An 18,347-nucleotide genomic window follows, 5' to 3' on the forward strand; every position below is an offset into this window, starting at 1 on the left:
AGATCAACGTCCTCTACGCCATGCTCCGTGACCGCCAGCCCTTCCAGGCCCGAGCACCCCTGCGTCTCGTGGCTTGACAACAGCATTAGGCAGCCTGCTCCTCGTCCTCGATGACTCGCCCGGCGTACAGTGCGGCGGCCATGCGCATGCCCTCCGACCAGGCGACCGGCCCGACCTGACCGAGCCTCAGCACCCGGCCCGCCGGGTCCGACCACACCAGCGGACCGGTCTCGGTCTCCTCGTAGCCGTCGTAGTCACCGATCCAGACGCGGGCCTCGATGCCGCGCCCGCCCTCCAGGACCGGGCACACCGCGTGCCCGCCGCGCACCCGGTAGCCGAGCTGGGTCGCCCTGCCGTGCAGGAAGCGCAGCTCCTTGAACGAGCCGCCCGCGTACTCGTCGACCTGCGTGCCCTCGGCGTCGACGGCGGCCGGCCGGTGCCAGACCTCGCGGAACAACTGCTGGGCACGCTGCTCCACGCCGAGTTCGACGGCGAACTCGCGCAGCTCCTCCAGGTCGTCGAGGAGGACGGGGTGCGGGATGCGGACCAGGTCGGGGGCGATGCGGACGGTGTCGCCGTCGAGGTCGACCAGGCCGAGGCCACGCCCGGCCCCGGCGTCGCGCAGGAAGCCGGCGACCCGGCCGTCCTCCCCCGTGACGACGACGTCGCGGAGGGCGGCCTGCCAGGCGGGATCCGGCCACACCCGGGTGACGACGTCGAGCGGCACCGGCAGCGAGCGGACCATCCACCGCTCCACATCGGCCAGGCACTGGCGCTCGTGCCGCTCCAGCCACTCGACGAGCTGCCTGAGGCCCACCACCGCCGGTTCGTCGGCGATCTTCGGCGGGACCGACTTCAGCCGCCGCCCGGCCGCGTTGCGGCAGACCACCTTTCCGCCGTCGAGGGCGACTTCGTAGTCGCCGGCCGACACCCACCCCATCCGTGCCTCCCCGCACCGCAGTGATCAACTGTCGGGAACTGTAGGGGAGACCACTGACAACGCGGCCGGGCCCGGGGAGAGACGTTTCGCCTCCCGGGCACGGCCGCGCTACGGGGAATGAGGAGCCGGCGGACGTCAGTCCCGCCCGCCGCCCCGCTCCTCCTTCTGCTGCTTCTCCTTCTGCGCGTCCTTGAGCCGGGCCGCCTCCTTGCGGACCTCGGCCTGGGTGGCGCGCTCCTTCTCCAGCCACTCGGGCCGCTCCTGCTTGAGCGTCTCGATCTGCTCGGTGGTCAGCGCCTCGGTGACCCCGCCGCGCGCCAGGCCCGCGATGGACACACCGAGCTTCGCGGCCACGACCGGACGCGGGTGGGGGCCGTTGGCACGCAGCTCCCGCAGCCACGCGGGCGGCTCGGCCTGCAACGCGTTCAGCTCGGCGCGCGTGACCACACCCTCCTGGAACTCGGCGGGGGTGGCGGGGAGGTACACACCCAGCTTCTTCGCCGCGGTCGCGGGCTTCATCGTCTGGGTGCTCTGCTGCGAACTCATGCGGTCCAGCGTATCGGCCGCGTGCCCGCCGGCCGACCACGGCCGGTAACCTGGCCAGGTGACAGGCTCGCAGGAATCACCGTCGTTCCGGCTCGCGTACGTCCCCGGAGTGACGCCCGCCAAATGGGTGCGGATCTGGAACGAACGCCTGCCCGGCATCCCGCTCACCCTCACCCAGGTCCCGGCCCCCCACACGGACGGCGTGCTGCGCGCGGGCGAGGCCGACGCGGCCTTCGTACGGCTGCCGGTCGACCGTACGTACTTCAGCGCGATCCCCCTCTACACCGAGACCACCGTGGTCGTCGTCCCCAAGGACCACCTGATCACGGCGGCCGACGAGGTGACGCTGGCCGACCTCGCCGACGAGGTGCTGTTCCACCCCCTGGACGACGTCTTCGACTGGGCCGCGCCTCCTGGGGAGCCCGCCTTCGAGCGTCCCGCCACGACACCGGACGCCGTCGAACTCGTGGCGGCGAACGTCGGTCTCCTGGTCGTCCCGCAGTCGCTGGCCCGCCTGTACCACCGCAAGGACCTCACCTACCGCCCGGTCGTCGACGCCCCGCAGTCGAGCGTGGCCCTCGCCTGGCCCGAGGAGGCCACCACCGACCTGGTGGAGGACTTCATCGGCATCGTCCGCGGCCGCACCGTCAACAGCAGCCGTGGCCGTACGCCGGCGCAGTCCACGATGGAGAAGCCGCAGGGCAAGCAGGCCGAGCAGAGCAGTGGTGGCGGCCGGTCGAAGCAGGGGGCGCGCAAGCCGGGGACGACGGCGTCCGGAGCGGCGAGGGCGGCCGGCGGCAACCCGCGCGCCCGCGCGCAGAGCGGCAAACCCGCGGCGAAGCGGGGCCGGCCGCGCAGGAGATCGTAAGCCGCGCAGGAGATCGTAAGGGCACCGGACCTTCGGCCCGGCCCACGCCAATTCTCCCCGGATCCTCCGGGCTCTCGGCAGAGTCCCCGACAGCCCGCTCAGTGTGTGGGGTCGGGTTCCTGTGACGGTGCCCGTTCCGCCGTGGGCGGGGCAGGCTGCGGGTGGGTGCGGCGTTCGTGGAGGTCTGCGATCGCCAGGGTAAGTGCGATCACGATGATGCCGACGGCCGTGAGCAGCCCGAGTTGCAGGGCCGCGGCCGGGGTGCCGCGTCCGGCCAGATGGGCGAAGTAGACCGCGCCCACGACGGCGATGCCGGCCGCCGACCCGATGCGCTGGGCGGTCACCAGTACGCCACCCGCGGCCCCCGCGCGGCGCACGGGAACGCGGGCCAGGGTGAGGGTCGTGTTGGGGGAGATCGTCACGCCCGAGCCGATCCCGGCGATGAGCAGGGGCAGCGCCGTCGCCCACGCCACTCCCCGCCCCGGCACCACCTCCACGGCGGCGACGACGGCGAGCAGCCCCACGGCCACCCCGACCAGCCCGACGACCACGAGTTTGCGTCCGTGCCGTACGACCAGCCGCCCCCCGGCGGCGGCCCCGACCGCCGAACCGACCGCGAACGGCAGCGAGGCGAGTCCCGCCGCGAGGGCGCTGTATCCGACGCCGTTCTGCAGGAACAGGGTGTAGACGAAGAAGACCGTGGTGAAACCGCCGAAGTACACCAGGTTGAGCAGCACGCCGAGCGTGAACGACCGTACGGAGAACAGCGCCAGGTCGAGCAGCGGAGCCCGCCCGTAGCGCCCCTGGCGCCGCTCCCACGCCCAGAACGCCGCCAGCAGCAGGACGGCCAGGGGCAGCAGCGCCCACTTCAGGCGCCCGCTCCACTCCTGCTCCTGCACCAGCGGCAGCATCAGGGCCAGGACGCCCGCGCCGAGGAGCAGCACGCCGGGCAGGTCGACGCCGTCGCGCTCGCCTGCGGGCCCGGGCGATCGGGGCAGCAGCCGCAGCGCCGCCACGAACGCGGCCACGCCGATCGGCACGTTGACGTAGAACACCCAGCGCCACCCGTCGCCGGTGCCGAACGCCTCGATCAGCAGGCCGCCGGCCGGGGGGCCCACCGCCGTGGACAGTCCGACGACGCTGCCCAGCATCCCGAACGCCCGGGCCCGTTCGGCGCCCTGGAACATCTGCTGGATCAGCCCCGTCGTCTGCGGGGCGACGATGCCCGAGGCGGCACCCTGGAGCAGCCGGAACAGCACCAGCCAGCCCGCGCCGGGCGCCAGCCCGCACGCCACCGACGCGAGAGTGAACAGCGCGAGCCCAAACAGGAAGGCCTCCCGTCGTCCGCGCAGATCCCCGAGCCGGCCCGCCGGGACGAGGACGAGGCCGAAGGTGAGGGCATAGCCCGACACCACCCACGACAGATCGGCCGCGTCGGCGCCCAGGCCGCGCTCCATCGACGGCAGCGCCACGTTCACGATCGAGCTGTCGAGCAGCGTCATGAAGCCCGCCGTCAGGCAGACCGCGAGCGCCCGCCACCGCCGCCGGTCGTCGGTGGCCCGCGGGGGCCGCGCCATCGTCATGCGATCACGCTACGCAGTCACCGGCCGTCGAGCCCGGTAGGCGTGCCGCCGGTGCCCCTGGAAGACCCACGAACCGTGTGCTCCACCCCACCGGCTGTCGCTCATCAGTTCGGGTGGCCGAACTGTGACTGGCTATGATCACCGCGATCATCGACATGTCAGGCCGGTCGTCGCAGACCGGCCGGGGGGAGGGACATCATGGCCCGAGGGGTCAGCAGACGCGGATTGCTGGGCGGAGCCGCGCTCGTGGGGGCCGGAGCGCTGGCGGGCGTGGTGCAGAGCGCCGGTACGGCCGTTGCGGAGGCGCCGCTGGACACACCGTTCACGCCGGTGTCGGTGCCGCACCTGCTACAGGCCGAGCAGATGGTGCAGTACCAGCGGCTCCTGGCCGCCGGTCACCTGCCGAGCGGTCTGACCGGTCACTGGCCGCTGGCCGGCACGGCCGCCGACCGGTCCGGCTTCGGCCGTTCGGTCACGCTCGGCTCCGGTGCGACCTGGACGAAACTGCGGGCCGGCGGGGAGCTGAGCCTGGACGGCACGTCGGGCGCGTACGCGGCCACGGATTCGGTGCTGGACACCACGGCACCCTTCACGGTCTCCGCGTGGGTGCGACTGTCGGACACCGCCAGTCTCTCCACGATGTACACGGCGGTGAGCCAGGACGGCACGACGGCCAGCCGCTTCCTGCTCCAGTACGACGACACGGCCGGCACCTGGGCGTTCAAGGTGCGCAGCGCCGACCAGAGCACCAAGGTCTCCGCCGTGGCGACGGCGCCCGCCGCCCTCGGGAAGTGGACCCACCTGACCGGCGTCTGGGACGGCACGCGGATCCACCTCTACGTCGACGGAGCCCTGGCGGGCACCGCGGACACGACCGTGTCCTGGGCCGCGACGGGCGGCTTCAGTATCGGGCGCGCCAAGTGGGACGGCGCCCCGGCGAACCGCTTCGACGGCGCGATCGGCGACGTACGCGCCTACCAGCGCGTCCTGACCGCCGACGAGGTCGCCCTCATCAGCGGCCGTACGGCCCGCGCCAACAACGTCTACCTGATCGGCTCCCCGTCGTCCCTGGCCTGGGGGACCCCCGACGATCCGGCGACCTGGATCTCCCGCGCCCGCTGCTCGTCCTTCGTCACCAGGGTGCTCGAACATACCTACGGCTGGGCGACGGACGACTACTTCACCACGTACTTCAAGGACAGCGTCCCGGAGGCGGCCGACTACCGGAAGGCGTTCACCGACGGCACGGCCGGCCCCCGCTTCCGGCGCGTCGAGAAGGTCACCGACCTGCGGCCGGGCGACCTGATCGCCATCGACTACAGCGGCCAGGTCCCGGACAACACCGGCCACATCGTGATGGTCCGCGAGGTGAAGGGCACCTTCAGCGGTACGGCCGACTTCTCCGGGGAGACCCAGTACGCCGTCGAGATCGTCGACTGCACCTCCGACCCGCACGGCGTCTACGGCCTGAGCACCTACGCGTCCTACCCCGACACCCGGATGGTCAGCGACGTCGACGGTGACAACTTCCAGGGCGCCGGCATCGGCCACATGATGTTCTACGCCTCCGACTCCACCGGAGAGTTCTCGCGGTACCGGTGGAGCGTGAACACCAGCAGAACCACGGCTCAGACCCTCACGGTCGCCGACCGGCCGATTGCCGCGGCCCGGGTGGTCTGACCGGCCGCACGATGCCGGGGCGCCCCGGCGCGCGGCCGGTCTCCGGATCAGCCGCGCGCCGCGCGTCCGACCGACTCCACCAGCGGCAGCAGCCGGTACGGCACGCGCTCGCGGAGGGCCACCTCGGTGCGGGTGCGCACCACGCCGGGCATGCTGATCAGCTTCTGGATGACGTCCTCCAGGTGAGCGTTGTCCCGGCCCACCACCCGCGCCAGCAGGTCCCCGCCGCCGGTGATCGAGAATGCCTCGACGATCTCCGGTACGGCGGCCAGCGCGTCCCCGACGTCGTCGAGGTGGCCCTGGGTGACCTCGATGTGCACGAACGCCAGCACCGGGTGGCCCAGGGCGGCGGGGGAGAGGGAGGGGCCCGTGCCGGTGATGACACCGTCCCGCTCCATGCGGTCCAGGCGGGCCTGGAGTGTGCCGCGGGCGACCCCGAGGACACGGGCGTACTCCCGCACGCTGGTGCGGGGCTGCTCCAGCAGCAGTCGCAGGATGCGGGTGTCGAGTTCGTCCACGGCCATGACGGACGACTGTACCAATGGCCCAGCGATCCGCGCGGCGAGTGGGCCGCCCGCCCTGGTCCGTTGGCCTCGCACGTGCTGACCATCTCCTTGGGATGCTGGGCCAATGGCCCAGTGATTCGGAGTCGAGTTGAGCCAAGGGCTCCGAAGGTGCTCTCATGGAGTCGTCGATGGCGCTGCGGAATCCCGCGGCGCCTTTTTCGTGCGGGTTGACCATCGAGGGCGGGCAGTAGTGCTGAAGAGGGTGTTCGTGGCTCCGGATCCGGGGCGGGCGCGGTCGCGGTTCGCCGCGCGGGCCGTCCTCGGCATCGGGCTGGCGGTCGTGGTCTGCGGACTGACCGGTCAATCCCTCGTCGGCGCGGTCACCGGCGGCCTCGCCGCGCTCCTGGCCCTGTTCACGGTCACCGACGCCACCGTGCGCGGCCAGGCGGTCACCACCGCCCTGCTGCCCGCCGCCGGACTGCCCGTGCTCGCTGCCGCGGCCGAGCTGCACGCCCACCCGGTCGCCCGTGACCTGGCCCTGCTCGCCGTGATCGGTGCCGGTGTGTACGCCCGCCGCTGGGGTCCGCGCGGCCACAGCCTCGGCGTCTTCGCGTTCATGACCTTCTACGTCGCCGAGTTCCTGCACGCCACCCCGGGCCAGTTGCCCGGGCTGTGCGCGGCCGTCCTGCTGTCCGTCCTCAGCGCGGCGGCGGTGCGCTTCGGGGTCTGGTGCTACGAGCGCCGGCTCCCCCCGGCCGCCGTACCGGCCCCGCCCGCCGGCCGCGGCCTGGCCCGCGTGACCACCCGGCAGGCCGTGCAGGCGACCGCGGGCGCCGGTTTCGCCCTGCTCGTCGGCCAGCTCGTCTCCGGCCAGCGCTGGTACTGGGCCGTCGGCGCCACCTGGTGGGTGTTCGTGAACACCGCCTCGCGCGGCGAGACCCTGGTGCGCGGCTTCCGCCGGGTCATGGGCACCGTCATCGGCATCGTGCTGGGCGTCGCCGTCGCCGTCCCGGTGCACGGCGCGCCCCTGCCGACGGTGGTCCTCGTCGCGGTCGCGGTGTTCGGCATCTTCTACACGGCCGCCGTCTCCTACACCTGGATGATGCTCTGGGTGACCGTGCTGGCCGAGTCGCTGTACGGCCTGCTCGGCGTCCTCAGCCCCGGCCTGCTCGCCCTGCGCCTGACCGAGACCGGAGTCGGCGCGCTCGGGGCCGTGCTCGCCGTACTGTTCGTCCTCCCGGTCACGACGCATGTCACCACCGACGCCTGGATCCAGCGCGCCCTGCGTTGCGTGCACGCCTGCACGGCCGAGGCCGCCGCCCGCCTCGCGGGCGACCCCGACGCCGACCCGGCGCCGCGGGTGGCCGAGCTGGAGCAGCTCCTCGGCCGGGTACGGCTCTCGGTCGCCCCCCTGGTGCACCCGCTGAACCTCGCGCCGGCCCGCAAGCGGCGCGCACGCCGGGTGCTCGCGCTGCTCGACGACTGCGCCCGCGAGGTGCGCGGCCTGGTCGCGGTCGCGGCCGACCCCGAGGCGTCCCACGACGCCCGGCTCGCCGCCGCGTGCTGGCGGGTCGAGGCGGCGGTCGAGTCCCTCACCCCGGGCGGCGCCGAGCACGTCCACAGCCCGGCGGAACCGCCCGTCGAACCCGCCCTGGCCCATCTGCACGGCTTGGAACGCGCCCTGTCCGACCTCGCGGAGCCGCTCCGCGCACGGTCGGCATCCTCACCCCTGATCGGAGCCTGAGGAGCCGGGCACGAGTCGGCAACGAGCCGCGGGGAGCCAGCCACGAGCCGGCGGGAGCCGACCTCGAGCCGGCTCTGAGTCGGTCACGAGCCGCAGCGAGTCGGCCGCGAGTCGGTCACGAGCCGCCGGGCCGGCCATGAGCCGCCGCGCGTCGGCCATGAGCAGCAGCGAGTCGCCACTAACCGTCCTGGAGTCGGCCTCGGGCCGACCGCGACCCGGCTGCGAACCGTCCGCGAGCCGGCGATGAAGCGGCTGCGCGATCGGGCCACGAACCGGCCGTGCGATCGGGCCACGGACCGGCCGTGCGATCGGGCCACGGACCGGCCGTGTGATTCGGCCCGGCCGAGTTCCCGGCGACGCCGATTCGCTCGTTTGGTCTAGACCTTGGGTGATCGGCTGCTACCGTCGGCCCCGAACGGCTCGACCGAGAGGGGACGACGGTGGCAGAGGGCGACAGGCGGCAGGGCAGAGCCTTCATCGGCTCGTTCACGGCGGCGGGCGGCCCCGGCCTGGTGACGGCCGAGGTCCGGCCCGACAACGGCGCCCTCATCCCCACCACCAGTCTCGGCACCGTCCCCGACCCCTCCTACCTGACCCTCTCGCCCGACGGCGCCATGCTCTACGCGGTCAGCGAGACGGCCGAGGGCGAGGTCGCCGCGTTCCGCGTGGACGGCGACGCCCCCGAACTCGCCGGCCCGCCTGTGCCGGTCGACGGCAGCGGACCCACCTACCTCGGCCTCTACGCCGGGCACGTCCTCACCGCCAACTACGGCTCCGGCAGCGTCACGGCCGTACCGGTACGCTCCGACGGCAGCCTCGGGCCCAGGCCCTCCGGACTGCTCCAGCACAGCGGCTCCGGCCCGCACGACCGCCGGCAGCGCGGCCCGCACGCCCACCAGGTGCAGGCCGACCCCACCGGCCGCTGGGCGGTCAGCGTCGACCTCGGCACCGACTCCGTGCGCGTCTGCACCCTGGCGGACGGCGCCCCCGTCCTGCACCGCGAGATCGCGCTGCGCCCCGGCTGCGGCCCCCGCCACCTGGCCTTCCACCCCGACGGCGAACACGCCTACGTGGTCAACGAACTCACCCCGACCGTCACGGTGTGCCGCTGGGACGCCGACGCGGGCTCCCTCAAGCCGCTGACCGAGGTCCCCGTCCTGGCCGGCGCCCCGTCCGGCGACGCCTACCCCTCGGGCATCGTCGTCTCGCCCGACGGCCGCCACGTGTGGACGGCGACCCGCGGCGAGGACGTCCTGTCCACGCTCGCCGTCGAGGGCGACGGGCTGCGGCTGACCGGCACGGTTCCGTGCGGCGGCCACTGGCCCCGCGCCCTCACCGAGCACGCCGGCCTCCTCTACGCGGCCAACGAACGCTCCGGCGACGTCACCTGGTTCACCGTCGACGAGAGGACGGGTCTGCCGCGCTACGACGGCTCTGTGCGGGTCACCGCGGCCTCCTGCGTGATCTTCGGCTGAGCCGCGCAGCCGGGCCGCCCCCCCCCGGATACCCGAAGGGCCCGCTCCGTCAGGTGGAGCGGGCCCGGGACGCACACGCGCCGAGTCCTGCGGTCAGCGGACCGGCGTGCCCTGCTGTTGCTGCGGGCTGATCCCCAGGGTCGTCGTGTACTGGGCGAGGGCCAGCTTGCCGATCGCCGGGTAGGCGCCGAGCGGCTCCGCGGTGGAGCAGCCCACCTCCTCGGCGGCCGCGGACAGCAGATCGGGGTCGATCTCGGGGCCCACCAGGTACGGCGCCAGCGCGAGCTGCGTCGAACCGGAGGACCGCAGCTGCTCGGCGACGGAGGAGATGGAACCCTCCTGGTCGAGGGCCGCCGCCATCACCGGCACGGCCAGCCGCGCGGCGAGCAGCATGCCGGTGATACCGGCCGCCTGCACGGCCTCCTCGCCACCGACGGAGGCCAGGATGATGCCGTCGGCCGCGGTCGCCACGGTGAACAGACGGGCGCGGTCGGCGCGGGCCAGCCCCGCCTCGGACAGCCGCACGTGCAGGGCCTCGGCGAGCAGCGGGTGCGGACCGAGCACATCGGTGAGATCGGCGGCCACCCGGCTGTCCATCACCGACTGGCGCACCCGCCGCAGCAGGGCGCTGTCCGGACCCGCCAGCAGCGGGACGACGACGGCGACCGGGCCGTCCGGCTCCTTGGCCGCCACACCGGCGGCGACGGCCCGCTCGTAGCGGGCGGTGCGCTCCTCGGCGGCGTGCGTCAGCACGGCCCGCAGCGTCGGGAACTCCGCGTCGTCGCCGTCCAGGTAGCCGATCCGGGCGTCCAGGCCGGGCAGCTCCGAGCGGGCGATGCTCACGACCTCCTCGGCGAGGCCGCGCGTGGCGGCGCTGGGCACGCCGGGCACCGCGAGGGCGAACGCGGGCGCGCCCTCGGGAGCCACCAGCGGTTCCGGCCGGCGGTGCCGTCCGGGCTGGCGGGGTCGCGGCATTCGTACAGGCAGGCCGGACGCGGGCCCAGTGGGGGAGCTCATGGCGCCGCATGTTACTAACTTTCTGGGCTCCCCTGTTCGGGGAGGGTGCAGGTGAGCGGTATCCGTCCGGTTTTGTCTGATGAGTTACGTACGGATGACACATGATTCCGGCACATGCCGGACACATGGGCCGATACGGGGCGATCCGGGGCCGGCACCCGGGCCGGACCGGCCCGCTCAGACACCCGGCGCGGGGACCACGCAGAGCATCGCCGGTTCACCCGGCAGGGTGAGCCGCCCTGCGGCCAGGTCCGTCGCGATGCGTACGGCGCCGTGCAGCGGATCGCCCTCGGCCGGCACCTGCCGGGCGTGCGGCAGTCTGTCCGCCAACTCCTCCCGCAGGGGTACGAGGAGGGCGTCTCCCATCTTGAACAGGCCCCCGGTGAACGCGACTTCGGGGCTCCCGGCGGCCGGGCACACGGCAGCGGCGGACTCGGCCATGTGCCGGGCCGCCGCACGCAGGATGCCGGCCGCGACCGGGTCGTCACCGGCGCACTCGGCCACCTGAGGGGCGAAGGAGGCGAGGACGGCGGGACGGTCGGAGCGCGGATACAGCAGTCCCGGCAGGCCGTTCACCGGCCCGAACCGCTCCTGTGCGCGGGACAGCAGCGCGACGGAGCCGCCGTCGCGGCCGTCGTGGGCGCGCAGCGCGGCCTCCAGCCCGGCCCGCCCGATCCAGGCACCGCCGCCGCAGTCGCCCAGCAGATGCCCCCACCCGTCCGCCCGCCGCCAGCCCGTCAGGTCGGTACCGACCGCGATCAGGCCGGTGCCGGCGGCCAGGACCGCGCCCGGCCGGGGGCCCAGCGCGCCCACGTAGGCGGTGACGGCGTCCGCGGCGAGCGCCACCGTGCGCACCCCCAGCTCCCGGCTGAGCGCGCCCGGCAGTTCGGCCCGCAGCGCGTCACCGAGACTGGCGAACCCGGCAGCGCCCACCACGGCCGCTTCCAGGCCGCTCACCCCGGCCTCCTCGGCCAACGCGCGGGCGAGGGGCACCAGTTGCTCCATCAGGTGTGCGGGGTCGATCCCGCGCCCGCCCGTCCGGACCGGCTCCTTCGACGCGCGCGGCGCGGCCGGCTCCCGCCCCGGCACGCCGACCACCACCCGGAGCCCGGAGCCACCGGAGTCGACGGCCAGGTAGCCGCTGCGGGCGGGGCCGGTCACGGCAGACGCCAGTCCACCGGCTGCCCTCCCTGCTGGAGCAGCAGCTCGTTGGCCCGGCTGAACGGCCGGGACCCGAAGAACCCGCGGTCCGCCGACATCGGCGACGGGTGCGCGGACTCGACGGCCGGCAGCCGGCCCAGCAGCGGACGCAGGTTCCGGGCGTCCCGCCCCCACAGGACGGACACCAGCGGCTTGCCGCGCCCGGCCAGCGCCCGGATCGCCTGCTCGGTGACCTGCTCCCAGCCCTTGCCGCGGTGGGCGGCGGGACTGCGCGGCGCCGTCGTGAGCGCCCTGTTGAGCAGCAGCACGCCCTGCCGCGTCCACGGCGTGAGGTCGCCGTTCGACGGCTGGGGCAGGCCCAGGTCGGTGTTCAGCTCCCGGAAGATGTTGACCAGGCTCGGCGGCAGGGGCCGTACCTCGGGGGCCACCGAGAAGCTCAGGCCCACCGCGTGTCCGGGGGTGGGATACGGGTCCTGACCGACGATCAGGACCCGTACGTCGTCGAAGGGCTGCTGGAAGGCCCGCAGGACGTTCGGCCCGGCCGGGAGGTAGGTGCGCCCCGCGGCGATCTCCCCGCGCAGGAAGTCACCCATCGACGCGATCTGCCCGGCCACGGGTTCCAGGGCCTTCGCCCAGCCCGCTTCGACGATTTCATGCAAGGGTCGTGGTGCCACGGGCGTCACCCTACTGCCGTACACCGGGCGGCGATCAAACGCCGTCCGTGGCGCCGGTCCCCTGTCAGGCGATCACCGCCGCCCGCACGCACAGCACGTCCGGCAGGTGCGACGCCAGTTGCTGCCAGCTGTCGCCGTCGTCGGCCGAGGCGAACACCTCGCCGTTGCGGTTGCCGAAGTACACGCCCGCCGGATCCGCGTCGTCCGTGCAGAGCGCGTCGCGCAGCACCGTGCCGTAGTGGTCCTCGTCCGGGAGGCCCGCCGACAGCGGCTCCCAGCTCTTGCCCGCGTCCGACGTGCGGAAGACCCGGCAGCGGTGGTCGGCGGGCACCCGGTCGGCGTCCGCGTTGATCGGGAAGACGTACGCCGTGTCGCCCCGGTGCGGATGCGCCGCCGCCGCGAAACCGAAGGTGGACGGCAGGCCCGAGCCGATGTCGGTCCAGTGCGCGCCCGCGTCGTCGCTGCGGTACACCCCCCAGTGGTTCTGCAGGTACAGCCGGTCCGGATCGGCGGAGTCCCGGGCGACCTTGTGCACGCACTGGCCGAACTCCGGGTTCGGATCCGGCAGGAACACCGCGGAGACACCGGAGTTGGACGGCGCCCAGCTCGCCCCGCCGTCGGTGGTGCGGAACACCCCGGCGGTGGAGACGGCCACCGTCACGGCACGCGGATCCCGCGTGTCGGTGAGCACCGTGTGCAGGCCCTCACCGCCACCGCCCGGCACCCACCGAGCGCGCGTGGGGTGCTCCCACAGGGGGCGCACCAGCTCGAAGCTCTCGCCGCGGTCCTCCGAGCGGTACAGCGCCGCCGGTTCCGTGCCCGCGTAGACCACGTCCGGTTCGGCGGCGGCCGGGTGCAGTTGCCAGACCCGCTCCAGCGAGGCGCCGGTGTCCTGGGGGAACTTGACCGCGGGCCGGGCCGGCTCGGTCCAGGTGCGGCCCAGGTCGTCCGAGTGGAACACGGACGGGCCCCAGTGCGCGCTGTCCCCGCCCGCCAGCAGCCGTGGCGTGTCGCCCCGGGTGTCGACGGCGACCGAATAGACGGCCTGCGCGTTGAAGCAGGGACGGTCGTCGAACTCCCAGGAGCCCTCTCGCCGCCGCCCGATGAACAGACCTTTTCGGGTGCCCACGGCGAGCAGTACCTCGGTCATGCCGATCACCTCCGGGACGTCTTCGTCCGGGTCGTCGTCAGATATCGGCCAGTCTGCACCCCACCACTGACAGTGGCCCCCGGAGCGCGCGTCACCGCAGGTCACGACGGTGACGCCGGGCGGCCGCGAAGATCGGCCGGTTCCGCTCGGCGCATCGCCTGCGCGAACGGGGTGACTCGTGCGACCGTCGTGGAGACGGCTCGGCGTGAGCAGCGGAGCGGGTCCGCCCGTAAGGGAGGGCGGTCCGGTCGGTCGGTGCGCTCGTGAGGAGGATGCCTTTGATGGCGTTCCGTGGTCCGAAGTTCCGTGGTCAAAGGGTGTGGCTGTGGCGCTGGCGGCGCAATCCGCTCAGACGCCGGGCCGACGTGGTGGAGGCGTGGGTGGTGCTGGGCGCCTGGCTGCTGACCGTCCTGGTCGCTGTGGCGGCGGGACTGGCGGCGGCCCGGTCGGTGGAGCACGGCTCGGCCGCGGAGCGGGCCACGTGGCGCCCGGCCGTCGCCCGGGTGGTCCAGAAGACCCCCGGGAAGGCGGCGCACCAGCGTACGACCGCCGGCGAGCGGGTCTGGACCACGGTCCGCTGGACCGTGGCCGACGGTTCCGCCCACACGGGGCGGGTCCGCGTCGCGCCGGGCAGCCGGGCCGGCACCGCGGTGACCGTCTGGACCGATCCGCAGGGGCACCTCGTCACCCGGCCCGCCACCGTCTCCGAGGCCCGCCTCCGGGCCGTGCTGATCGGCAGCCTGTTCGGGGTGAGCGGTGCCGCCGTCCCGTTCGTCGGCGGCATGATGCTGCGCCGGCGGCTGGAGCACCGGCGCATGGCCGGCTGGGACGCGGAATGGGCCCGCCTGGGCCCCCAGTGGGGACGCATGACCGGCTGACGCGCGCCCCGGTGGGCCGGTGCCGAACGCCGCGCCGGGGCCGGACTTCATGGACCGACGCGCTGTGCCGGGACCTGGCAGCAGCCGCTCGCGGGAACGCCGCCGCGATTCCGCGATGTCGCCCGGCGTGGTCGCCTCGAACCCCTGCACGTCGACCAGTTCGACCGCGACCCCGATGCCCGCCCGCCGCCCGCGATGCGCAGTGGGTCGCCGGGCTCCGGCGGCCGCCTACAGCGCCGCCATCACCTCGCGGCACGCTCGCAACAGCGCCTCGTCCTCGGCGATGTCGTGGCTGCCGTGGCCGGTCTCCCGTGCGTTGTGGCGCCGGACGGCGGCGAGTTCCGTCGCCACCAGGTCCCGTAGCGCGGCGGCGGACGGACCCATCTCGGCCAGGCAGCCGGCGATCGGGCCGCGCGCGGCGGGGTCCTCCGTCCAGGCGGTCCGGAGCACCGGGAGCACGGGCTCCGGGTCCGGCTCGATCCGCCCCCACGCGCAGGCGGCCCACGCACGCTCCGTCGCGCGCCCGGACTCGGCGGTCCGGCGCAGTTCCGGCAGGGCGGTGCGGGCGGCGGGGCCCAGTCTGCCCAGCACCTCGGCGGCCGGACGGCGCCCTCCCTGCCGGCGCTCTGTCAACTCCCGGAGGAGAGAGGGGAGTACGGCGGCCGCGTCGCCCTCCGCCGACCACAGGGCACTCGCCGCGGCGGCGGCGTGCCGGGTGTGCAGGAACCGCCGCAGCAGCGGCGCGGCCTGCGCCGCCGCCCCCATCGCCTCCAGGGTCGCGATCGCCGGCCCGGCGATGCCGTCGAGCCCACCCGGCCCGTCGGGTCCACCGGACAGCAGCCGCAGCACCTCCGGTACGGCCTCCCGGTCCCCGACGGCACCGACGGCCGCCAGCAGCGGCCGGGCGAGCCGGGCGGCCGCGGGGTCGTCCAGCGGTATGAGGCCGAGGCGGCGGCGCAGCGCCGGGGCCAGTGGAGCCGCCGCGCGGCCCAGGGGCACCACCTCGCGCCCCAGGTCGACCGGTACGGCCGTGCTGTCCAGGACCTGGGCGAGGACGGGGACGGCCCGTTGGTCCCCGCTCCTGGCCAGGGCTCTGAGCGGGCCGCCCAGCGTCGGCGGGCCGCCGTCCCAGCGCTGCGTCCACAGGTCGGGCCGGGCGGTGACCAGGGTGTGCAGCGCGTCCGCGGCGGGTGCCGCCAGGCCGAACAGCTCGGCGAGGACCGAGACCGCGGCGTCGCGTAACCAGGCGTGGTCCGAGGCGAGTTGGGCGCCGAGGAGGGCCACCGGCCGGCGGTGGTCCGCGCGCAGGCCGCGGAACAGCCCCGCCGACATCCACACGCCGTTGCCCCGGTCCCTGGGGTCGGGGCTCGTCAACTGCCCGGTGAGCAGGGCGATCCGGTCGTCCACCCGGTCGCCGAGCACGCTGTGCAGGGTGCCCAGCAGACGCGAACCCTCCTCGTCGGAGGGCCGCAGCCGCCGTATCCGCGCCACCAGGGTGTCCTCCCGCGGCCCGCCGGACTCGGCGGCGCGCAGTGCGGACCGCTCCCGCAGCAGCCGTACGGCCGTCGGCACCAGGCCGGCAGACAGCCGGTCGGGGGCCATGCGGGCGAGCTGGCCGAGCGCGGCGAGCCGCAGTCCCGGGCCGTACGGCGGGGCGCTCCGCGTGGCCAGGAGATCCACCGCGGGCGCCGCGTGGCCCGGATGCCGGCGGGCGAACAGGCCGACGGCCTCGGTGACGGCGAGCAGGACCGCGTCGTCCCGCTCGACCAGGAGGCGCTGCCGCAGCAGGCCGAGCACCCGCGCGGGCCGGTCGTCTAGGAACAGTACGAGAGCGCCGGCCGCCGCCCGGCGCACGCGCGCGTCCGCGTCGGCGGCGAGCGGTACGAAGGCCTCGGCGCCCGAGGACACCGCCTCCCGCGCCGGTGCGCCCCCGCCCGCTGCTCCGGCGCCTCCCGCGCCGATGCTGGCCAGCAGTTCGACGATGCCGGCCCGGTCCGGCACCTCCGCACGCACGGCGAGCGAGAAGAGGAAGGGCACGCAGGCCAGCGTCGAGTCGTACACCCGCCCCTCGTGGTGCACGGCGCCGTACAGCCCGTCGAGCGCGGTCTCCCGCTCGACGGCGTCCGCGGAGGCCAGCCCCCGCAGGAGGGGCGGCACGTCCTCCGCACTGCCGTACGCGTGCCGCAGCGAAGCCCAGTCGACCTCGTCGATCCCCGTGAACACGTTGTCCTCCCCAGGCGAGTGCCACTGATCGCGAGTGTGCACCACACCACTGACAACGAAGCGGAGCCGCGCGCTGACTGTGTGCGATCCGTCATCGGTCACCGGCCAACCGCGTTGCCGGCACAACTCGCCCGGGAGGGAGGTGCTTTAGGCCGGGCGAGGCCGCTTCGGGGACGCCCGCGCCCAGGGGAGGGACGGGGCCGGTCAGCCCTCCCGGACGGGCAGGGCGCGATCCAGGATCGTGCCGAGGTCGGCCCCCGCGGGCAGGGTGCCGAAGGAGTGGCCCCAGTCGCCGCCCAGGCGGGTCGCGCAGAACGCGTCGGCCACCGGGTGCGGGGCGTACCGCACCAGCAGCGACGCCTGCAGGGCGAGAGCCATGCGCTCGACCAGCCGGCGGGCGCCCATCTGGTCCGTTTCGGCCAGTTGCCGCCTCAGGGAGGTCACCGTCTCGTCCAGGCGGGTGTCGGCCCCGCGCGCGAGGGCGAGTTCGGCGAACAGTGCCTCGGTGGTGTCCGGTTCCCGGCCCAGCGCGCGCAGTACGTCGAGCGCGTTGACGTTGCCCGAGCCCTCCCAGATGGAGAGCAGCGGGGCCTCCCGGTAGTGGCGCGGCATCCCGGAGTCCTCGACGTAGCCGTTGCCGCCCAGGCACTCCAGGGCCTCCGCCGTGAACGCCGGACCGCGCTTGGTGACCCAGTACTTGCCGACGGCGGTCGCGATCCGCCGGAACGCCTTCTCCCCGGCGTCCCCGCGCACCGCCCGGTCCGCCGCACCGGCCAGCCGCAGCGTGAGGGTCGTCGCCGCCTCCGACTCCAGGGCGAGGTCGGCCAGGACGTTGCGCATCAGCGGCTGGTCGATCAGCCGTGCGCCGAACGCGCCACGGTACCGCGTGTGATGACCGGCCTCGACGAGCGTCTTGCGCATCAGCGTCGCCGAGGACATCACACAGTCCAGGCGCGTGCAGTTGACCATCTCGATGATGGTCTTCACGCCCCGGCCCTCGGGCCCCACCAGCCAGGCCACCGTGCCGTCGAACTCCGGCTCGGAAGAGGCGTTGGACCGGTTGCCCAGCTTGTCCTTCAGCCGCTGGATGCGGAACGGGTTGCGGCCGCCGTCCGGGAGGATGCGCGGCACCAGGAAGCAGGACAGGCCGCCGGGCGCCTGCGCCAGCACCAGGAAGACGTCGCACATCGGCGCCGACGTGAACCACTTGTGCCCGCGCAGCGTGTACACACCCGCCTCGGCGGTTGGCGTGGCCACCGTGGTGTTCGTCCGGACGTCCGAGCCGCCCTGCTTCTCGGTCATCCCCATCCCGGCCAGCAGACCCGCCTTCTCCGTCGGTACGCGCAGCTCCGGGTCGTACTCCCGGCTGGTCAGCAGCGGCTCGTACACCTTGGCGAGCTCCGGCGTCGCGCGCAGCGCGGGGACAGCCGCGTACGTCATCGACGTCGGACAGCCGTGCCCGGCCTCGGTGTGCCCCCACACCAGCCCGCCGGCCGTACGCGCCACGTGGGCGCCCGGACGGTCGTCCGCCCACGGCGCCCCGGCCAGGCCCTCGGCGACGGCGGTGCGCATCAGGTGGTGCCAGCTCGGATGGAAGTCCACCTCGTCGACCCGGTTGCCGTACCGGTCGTGGGTGCGCAGCTCCGGCTCGTTGCGGTTGGCCAGCTCGCCCCACTCCTGGGCCTGCGCGCTGCCGGCCCGCAGCCCGAGCCGCCGGACGTCCTCCTCCGCCCAGCCGGCACCCTCCCGGCGCAGGCCCTCCAGCAGCGCACGGTCGTCCGAGGCGTCGTACGGCGGCAGGGGCGGGGCCTGGTTGGTGACCTCGTGGGTGGCGTACGGCGACGAGGACGGCGACTGCGCGGAAGTGGAGTCCATACGGTCATGTTGCACTCCTGCTGCGGC

General features: G+C 74.4%; 15 protein-coding genes. 5 read left to right on the plus strand and 10 right to left on the minus strand.

Translation table 11 applies throughout. From position 1 onward, the window contains the following. Window positions 1-85: 85 nt before the first annotated feature. Together ABZ854_RS14745 and ABZ854_RS14750 are read right to left on the minus strand one after the other, a co-directional pair. Window positions 86-940 (minus strand): DUF4132 domain-containing protein, encoded by an 855-nt coding sequence (locus ABZ854_RS14745; protein ID WP_361209628.1) that lies wholly within the window; start codon window positions 938-940, stop codon window positions 86-88. A 135-nt stretch (window positions 941-1,075) separates the two neighbouring features. After that, window positions 1,076-1,486 carry a DUF5997 family protein gene (locus ABZ854_RS14750; RefSeq protein ID WP_361209631.1) on the minus strand — a complete coding sequence of 137 codons (411 nt, stop codon included), beginning with the start codon at window positions 1,484-1,486 and terminating at the stop codon, window positions 1,076-1,078. Window positions 1,487-1,544: 58 nt separating this feature from the next. On the opposite strand from ABZ854_RS14750, the gene ABZ854_RS14755 reads away from it, so the two are divergent. Further along, window positions 1,545-2,354: a LysR family transcriptional regulator substrate-binding protein gene (locus ABZ854_RS14755; protein ID WP_361209634.1), complete on the plus strand. Its 810-nt coding sequence runs from the start codon at window positions 1,545-1,547 to the stop codon at window positions 2,352-2,354. 98 nt (window positions 2,355-2,452) lie between these two features. On the opposite strand, the gene ABZ854_RS14760 is transcribed toward ABZ854_RS14755, so the two are convergent. Next, complete coding sequence (locus ABZ854_RS14760; protein WP_361209637.1) at window positions 2,453-3,937, minus strand: MFS transporter; 1,485 nt, start codon at window positions 3,935-3,937, stop codon at window positions 2,453-2,455. Between the two features lie 198 nt (window positions 3,938-4,135). On the opposite strand from ABZ854_RS14760, the gene ABZ854_RS14765 reads away from it, so the two are divergent. Next, window positions 4,136-5,617 carry a LamG domain-containing protein gene (locus ABZ854_RS14765; protein ID WP_361209640.1) on the plus strand — a complete coding sequence of 494 codons (1,482 nt, stop codon included), beginning with the start codon at window positions 4,136-4,138 and terminating at the stop codon, window positions 5,615-5,617. Window positions 5,618-5,664: 47 nt separating this feature from the next. On the opposite strand, the gene ABZ854_RS14770 is transcribed toward ABZ854_RS14765, so the two are convergent. Then, window positions 5,665-6,141 carry an Lrp/AsnC family transcriptional regulator gene (locus tag ABZ854_RS14770; RefSeq protein ID WP_361209643.1) on the minus strand — a complete coding sequence of 159 codons (477 nt, stop codon included), beginning with the start codon at window positions 6,139-6,141 and terminating at the stop codon, window positions 5,665-5,667. A gap of 232 nt (window positions 6,142-6,373) precedes the next feature. Between ABZ854_RS14770 and ABZ854_RS14775 the strand changes: the two genes are divergently transcribed. Both ABZ854_RS14775 and ABZ854_RS14780 read left to right on the plus strand, forming a co-directional pair. Then, a complete protein-coding gene (locus tag ABZ854_RS14775; protein ID WP_361209646.1) occupies window positions 6,374-7,867 on the plus strand; it encodes an FUSC family protein in 1,494 nt (497 codons plus the stop codon). Window positions 7,868-8,307: 440 nt separating this feature from the next. After that, complete coding sequence (locus ABZ854_RS14780) at window positions 8,308-9,342, plus strand: lactonase family protein (protein ID WP_361209649.1); 1,035 nt, start codon at window positions 8,308-8,310, stop codon at window positions 9,340-9,342. Between the two features lie 93 nt (window positions 9,343-9,435). On the opposite strand, the gene ABZ854_RS14785 is transcribed toward ABZ854_RS14780, so the two are convergent. The 4 genes from ABZ854_RS14785 to ABZ854_RS14800 all read right to left on the minus strand — a co-directional run bounded on the left by ABZ854_RS14785 (window position 9,436) and on the right by ABZ854_RS14800 (window position 13,344). Beyond that, window positions 9,436-10,359, minus strand: a complete 924-nt coding sequence (locus tag ABZ854_RS14785) for a hypothetical protein (protein WP_361209652.1) — start codon at window positions 10,357-10,359, stop codon at window positions 9,436-9,438. 177 nt (window positions 10,360-10,536) lie between these two features. Continuing rightward, window positions 10,537-11,520, minus strand: a complete 984-nt coding sequence (locus ABZ854_RS14790) for a BadF/BadG/BcrA/BcrD ATPase family protein (RefSeq protein ID WP_361209654.1) — start codon at window positions 11,518-11,520, stop codon at window positions 10,537-10,539. Beyond that, a complete protein-coding gene (locus ABZ854_RS14795; RefSeq protein ID WP_361209657.1) occupies window positions 11,517-12,194 on the minus strand; it encodes a uracil-DNA glycosylase in 678 nt (225 codons plus the stop codon). The genes ABZ854_RS14790 and ABZ854_RS14795 overlap by 4 nt, the downstream gene beginning before the upstream one ends. 64 nt (window positions 12,195-12,258) lie before the next feature. After that, window positions 12,259-13,344: an exo-alpha-sialidase gene (locus tag ABZ854_RS14800; protein WP_361209660.1), complete on the minus strand. Its 1,086-nt coding sequence runs from the start codon at window positions 13,342-13,344 to the stop codon at window positions 12,259-12,261. Between the two features lie 281 nt (window positions 13,345-13,625). Between ABZ854_RS14800 and ABZ854_RS14805 the strand changes: the two genes are divergently transcribed. Next, entirely contained in the window at window positions 13,626-14,222 is a 597-nt protein-coding gene (locus tag ABZ854_RS14805) for a hypothetical protein (protein ID WP_361209662.1), read from the plus strand. Between the two features lie 228 nt (window positions 14,223-14,450). On the opposite strand, the gene ABZ854_RS14810 is transcribed toward ABZ854_RS14805, so the two are convergent. Continuing rightward, window positions 14,451-16,445 carry a HEAT repeat domain-containing protein gene (locus ABZ854_RS14810; RefSeq protein WP_361209665.1) on the minus strand — a complete coding sequence of 665 codons (1,995 nt, stop codon included), beginning with the start codon at window positions 16,443-16,445 and terminating at the stop codon, window positions 14,451-14,453. A gap of 204 nt (window positions 16,446-16,649) precedes the next feature. After that, window positions 16,650-18,320: an acyl-CoA dehydrogenase family protein gene (locus tag ABZ854_RS14815; RefSeq protein WP_361209668.1), complete on the minus strand. Its 1,671-nt coding sequence runs from the start codon at window positions 18,318-18,320 to the stop codon at window positions 16,650-16,652. Window positions 18,321-18,347: the final 27 nt, after the last annotated feature.

The organism is Streptomyces sp. NPDC047028, from assembly GCF_040644095.1.
Classification (GTDB): domain Bacteria; phylum Actinomycetota; class Actinomycetes; order Streptomycetales; family Streptomycetaceae; genus Streptomyces.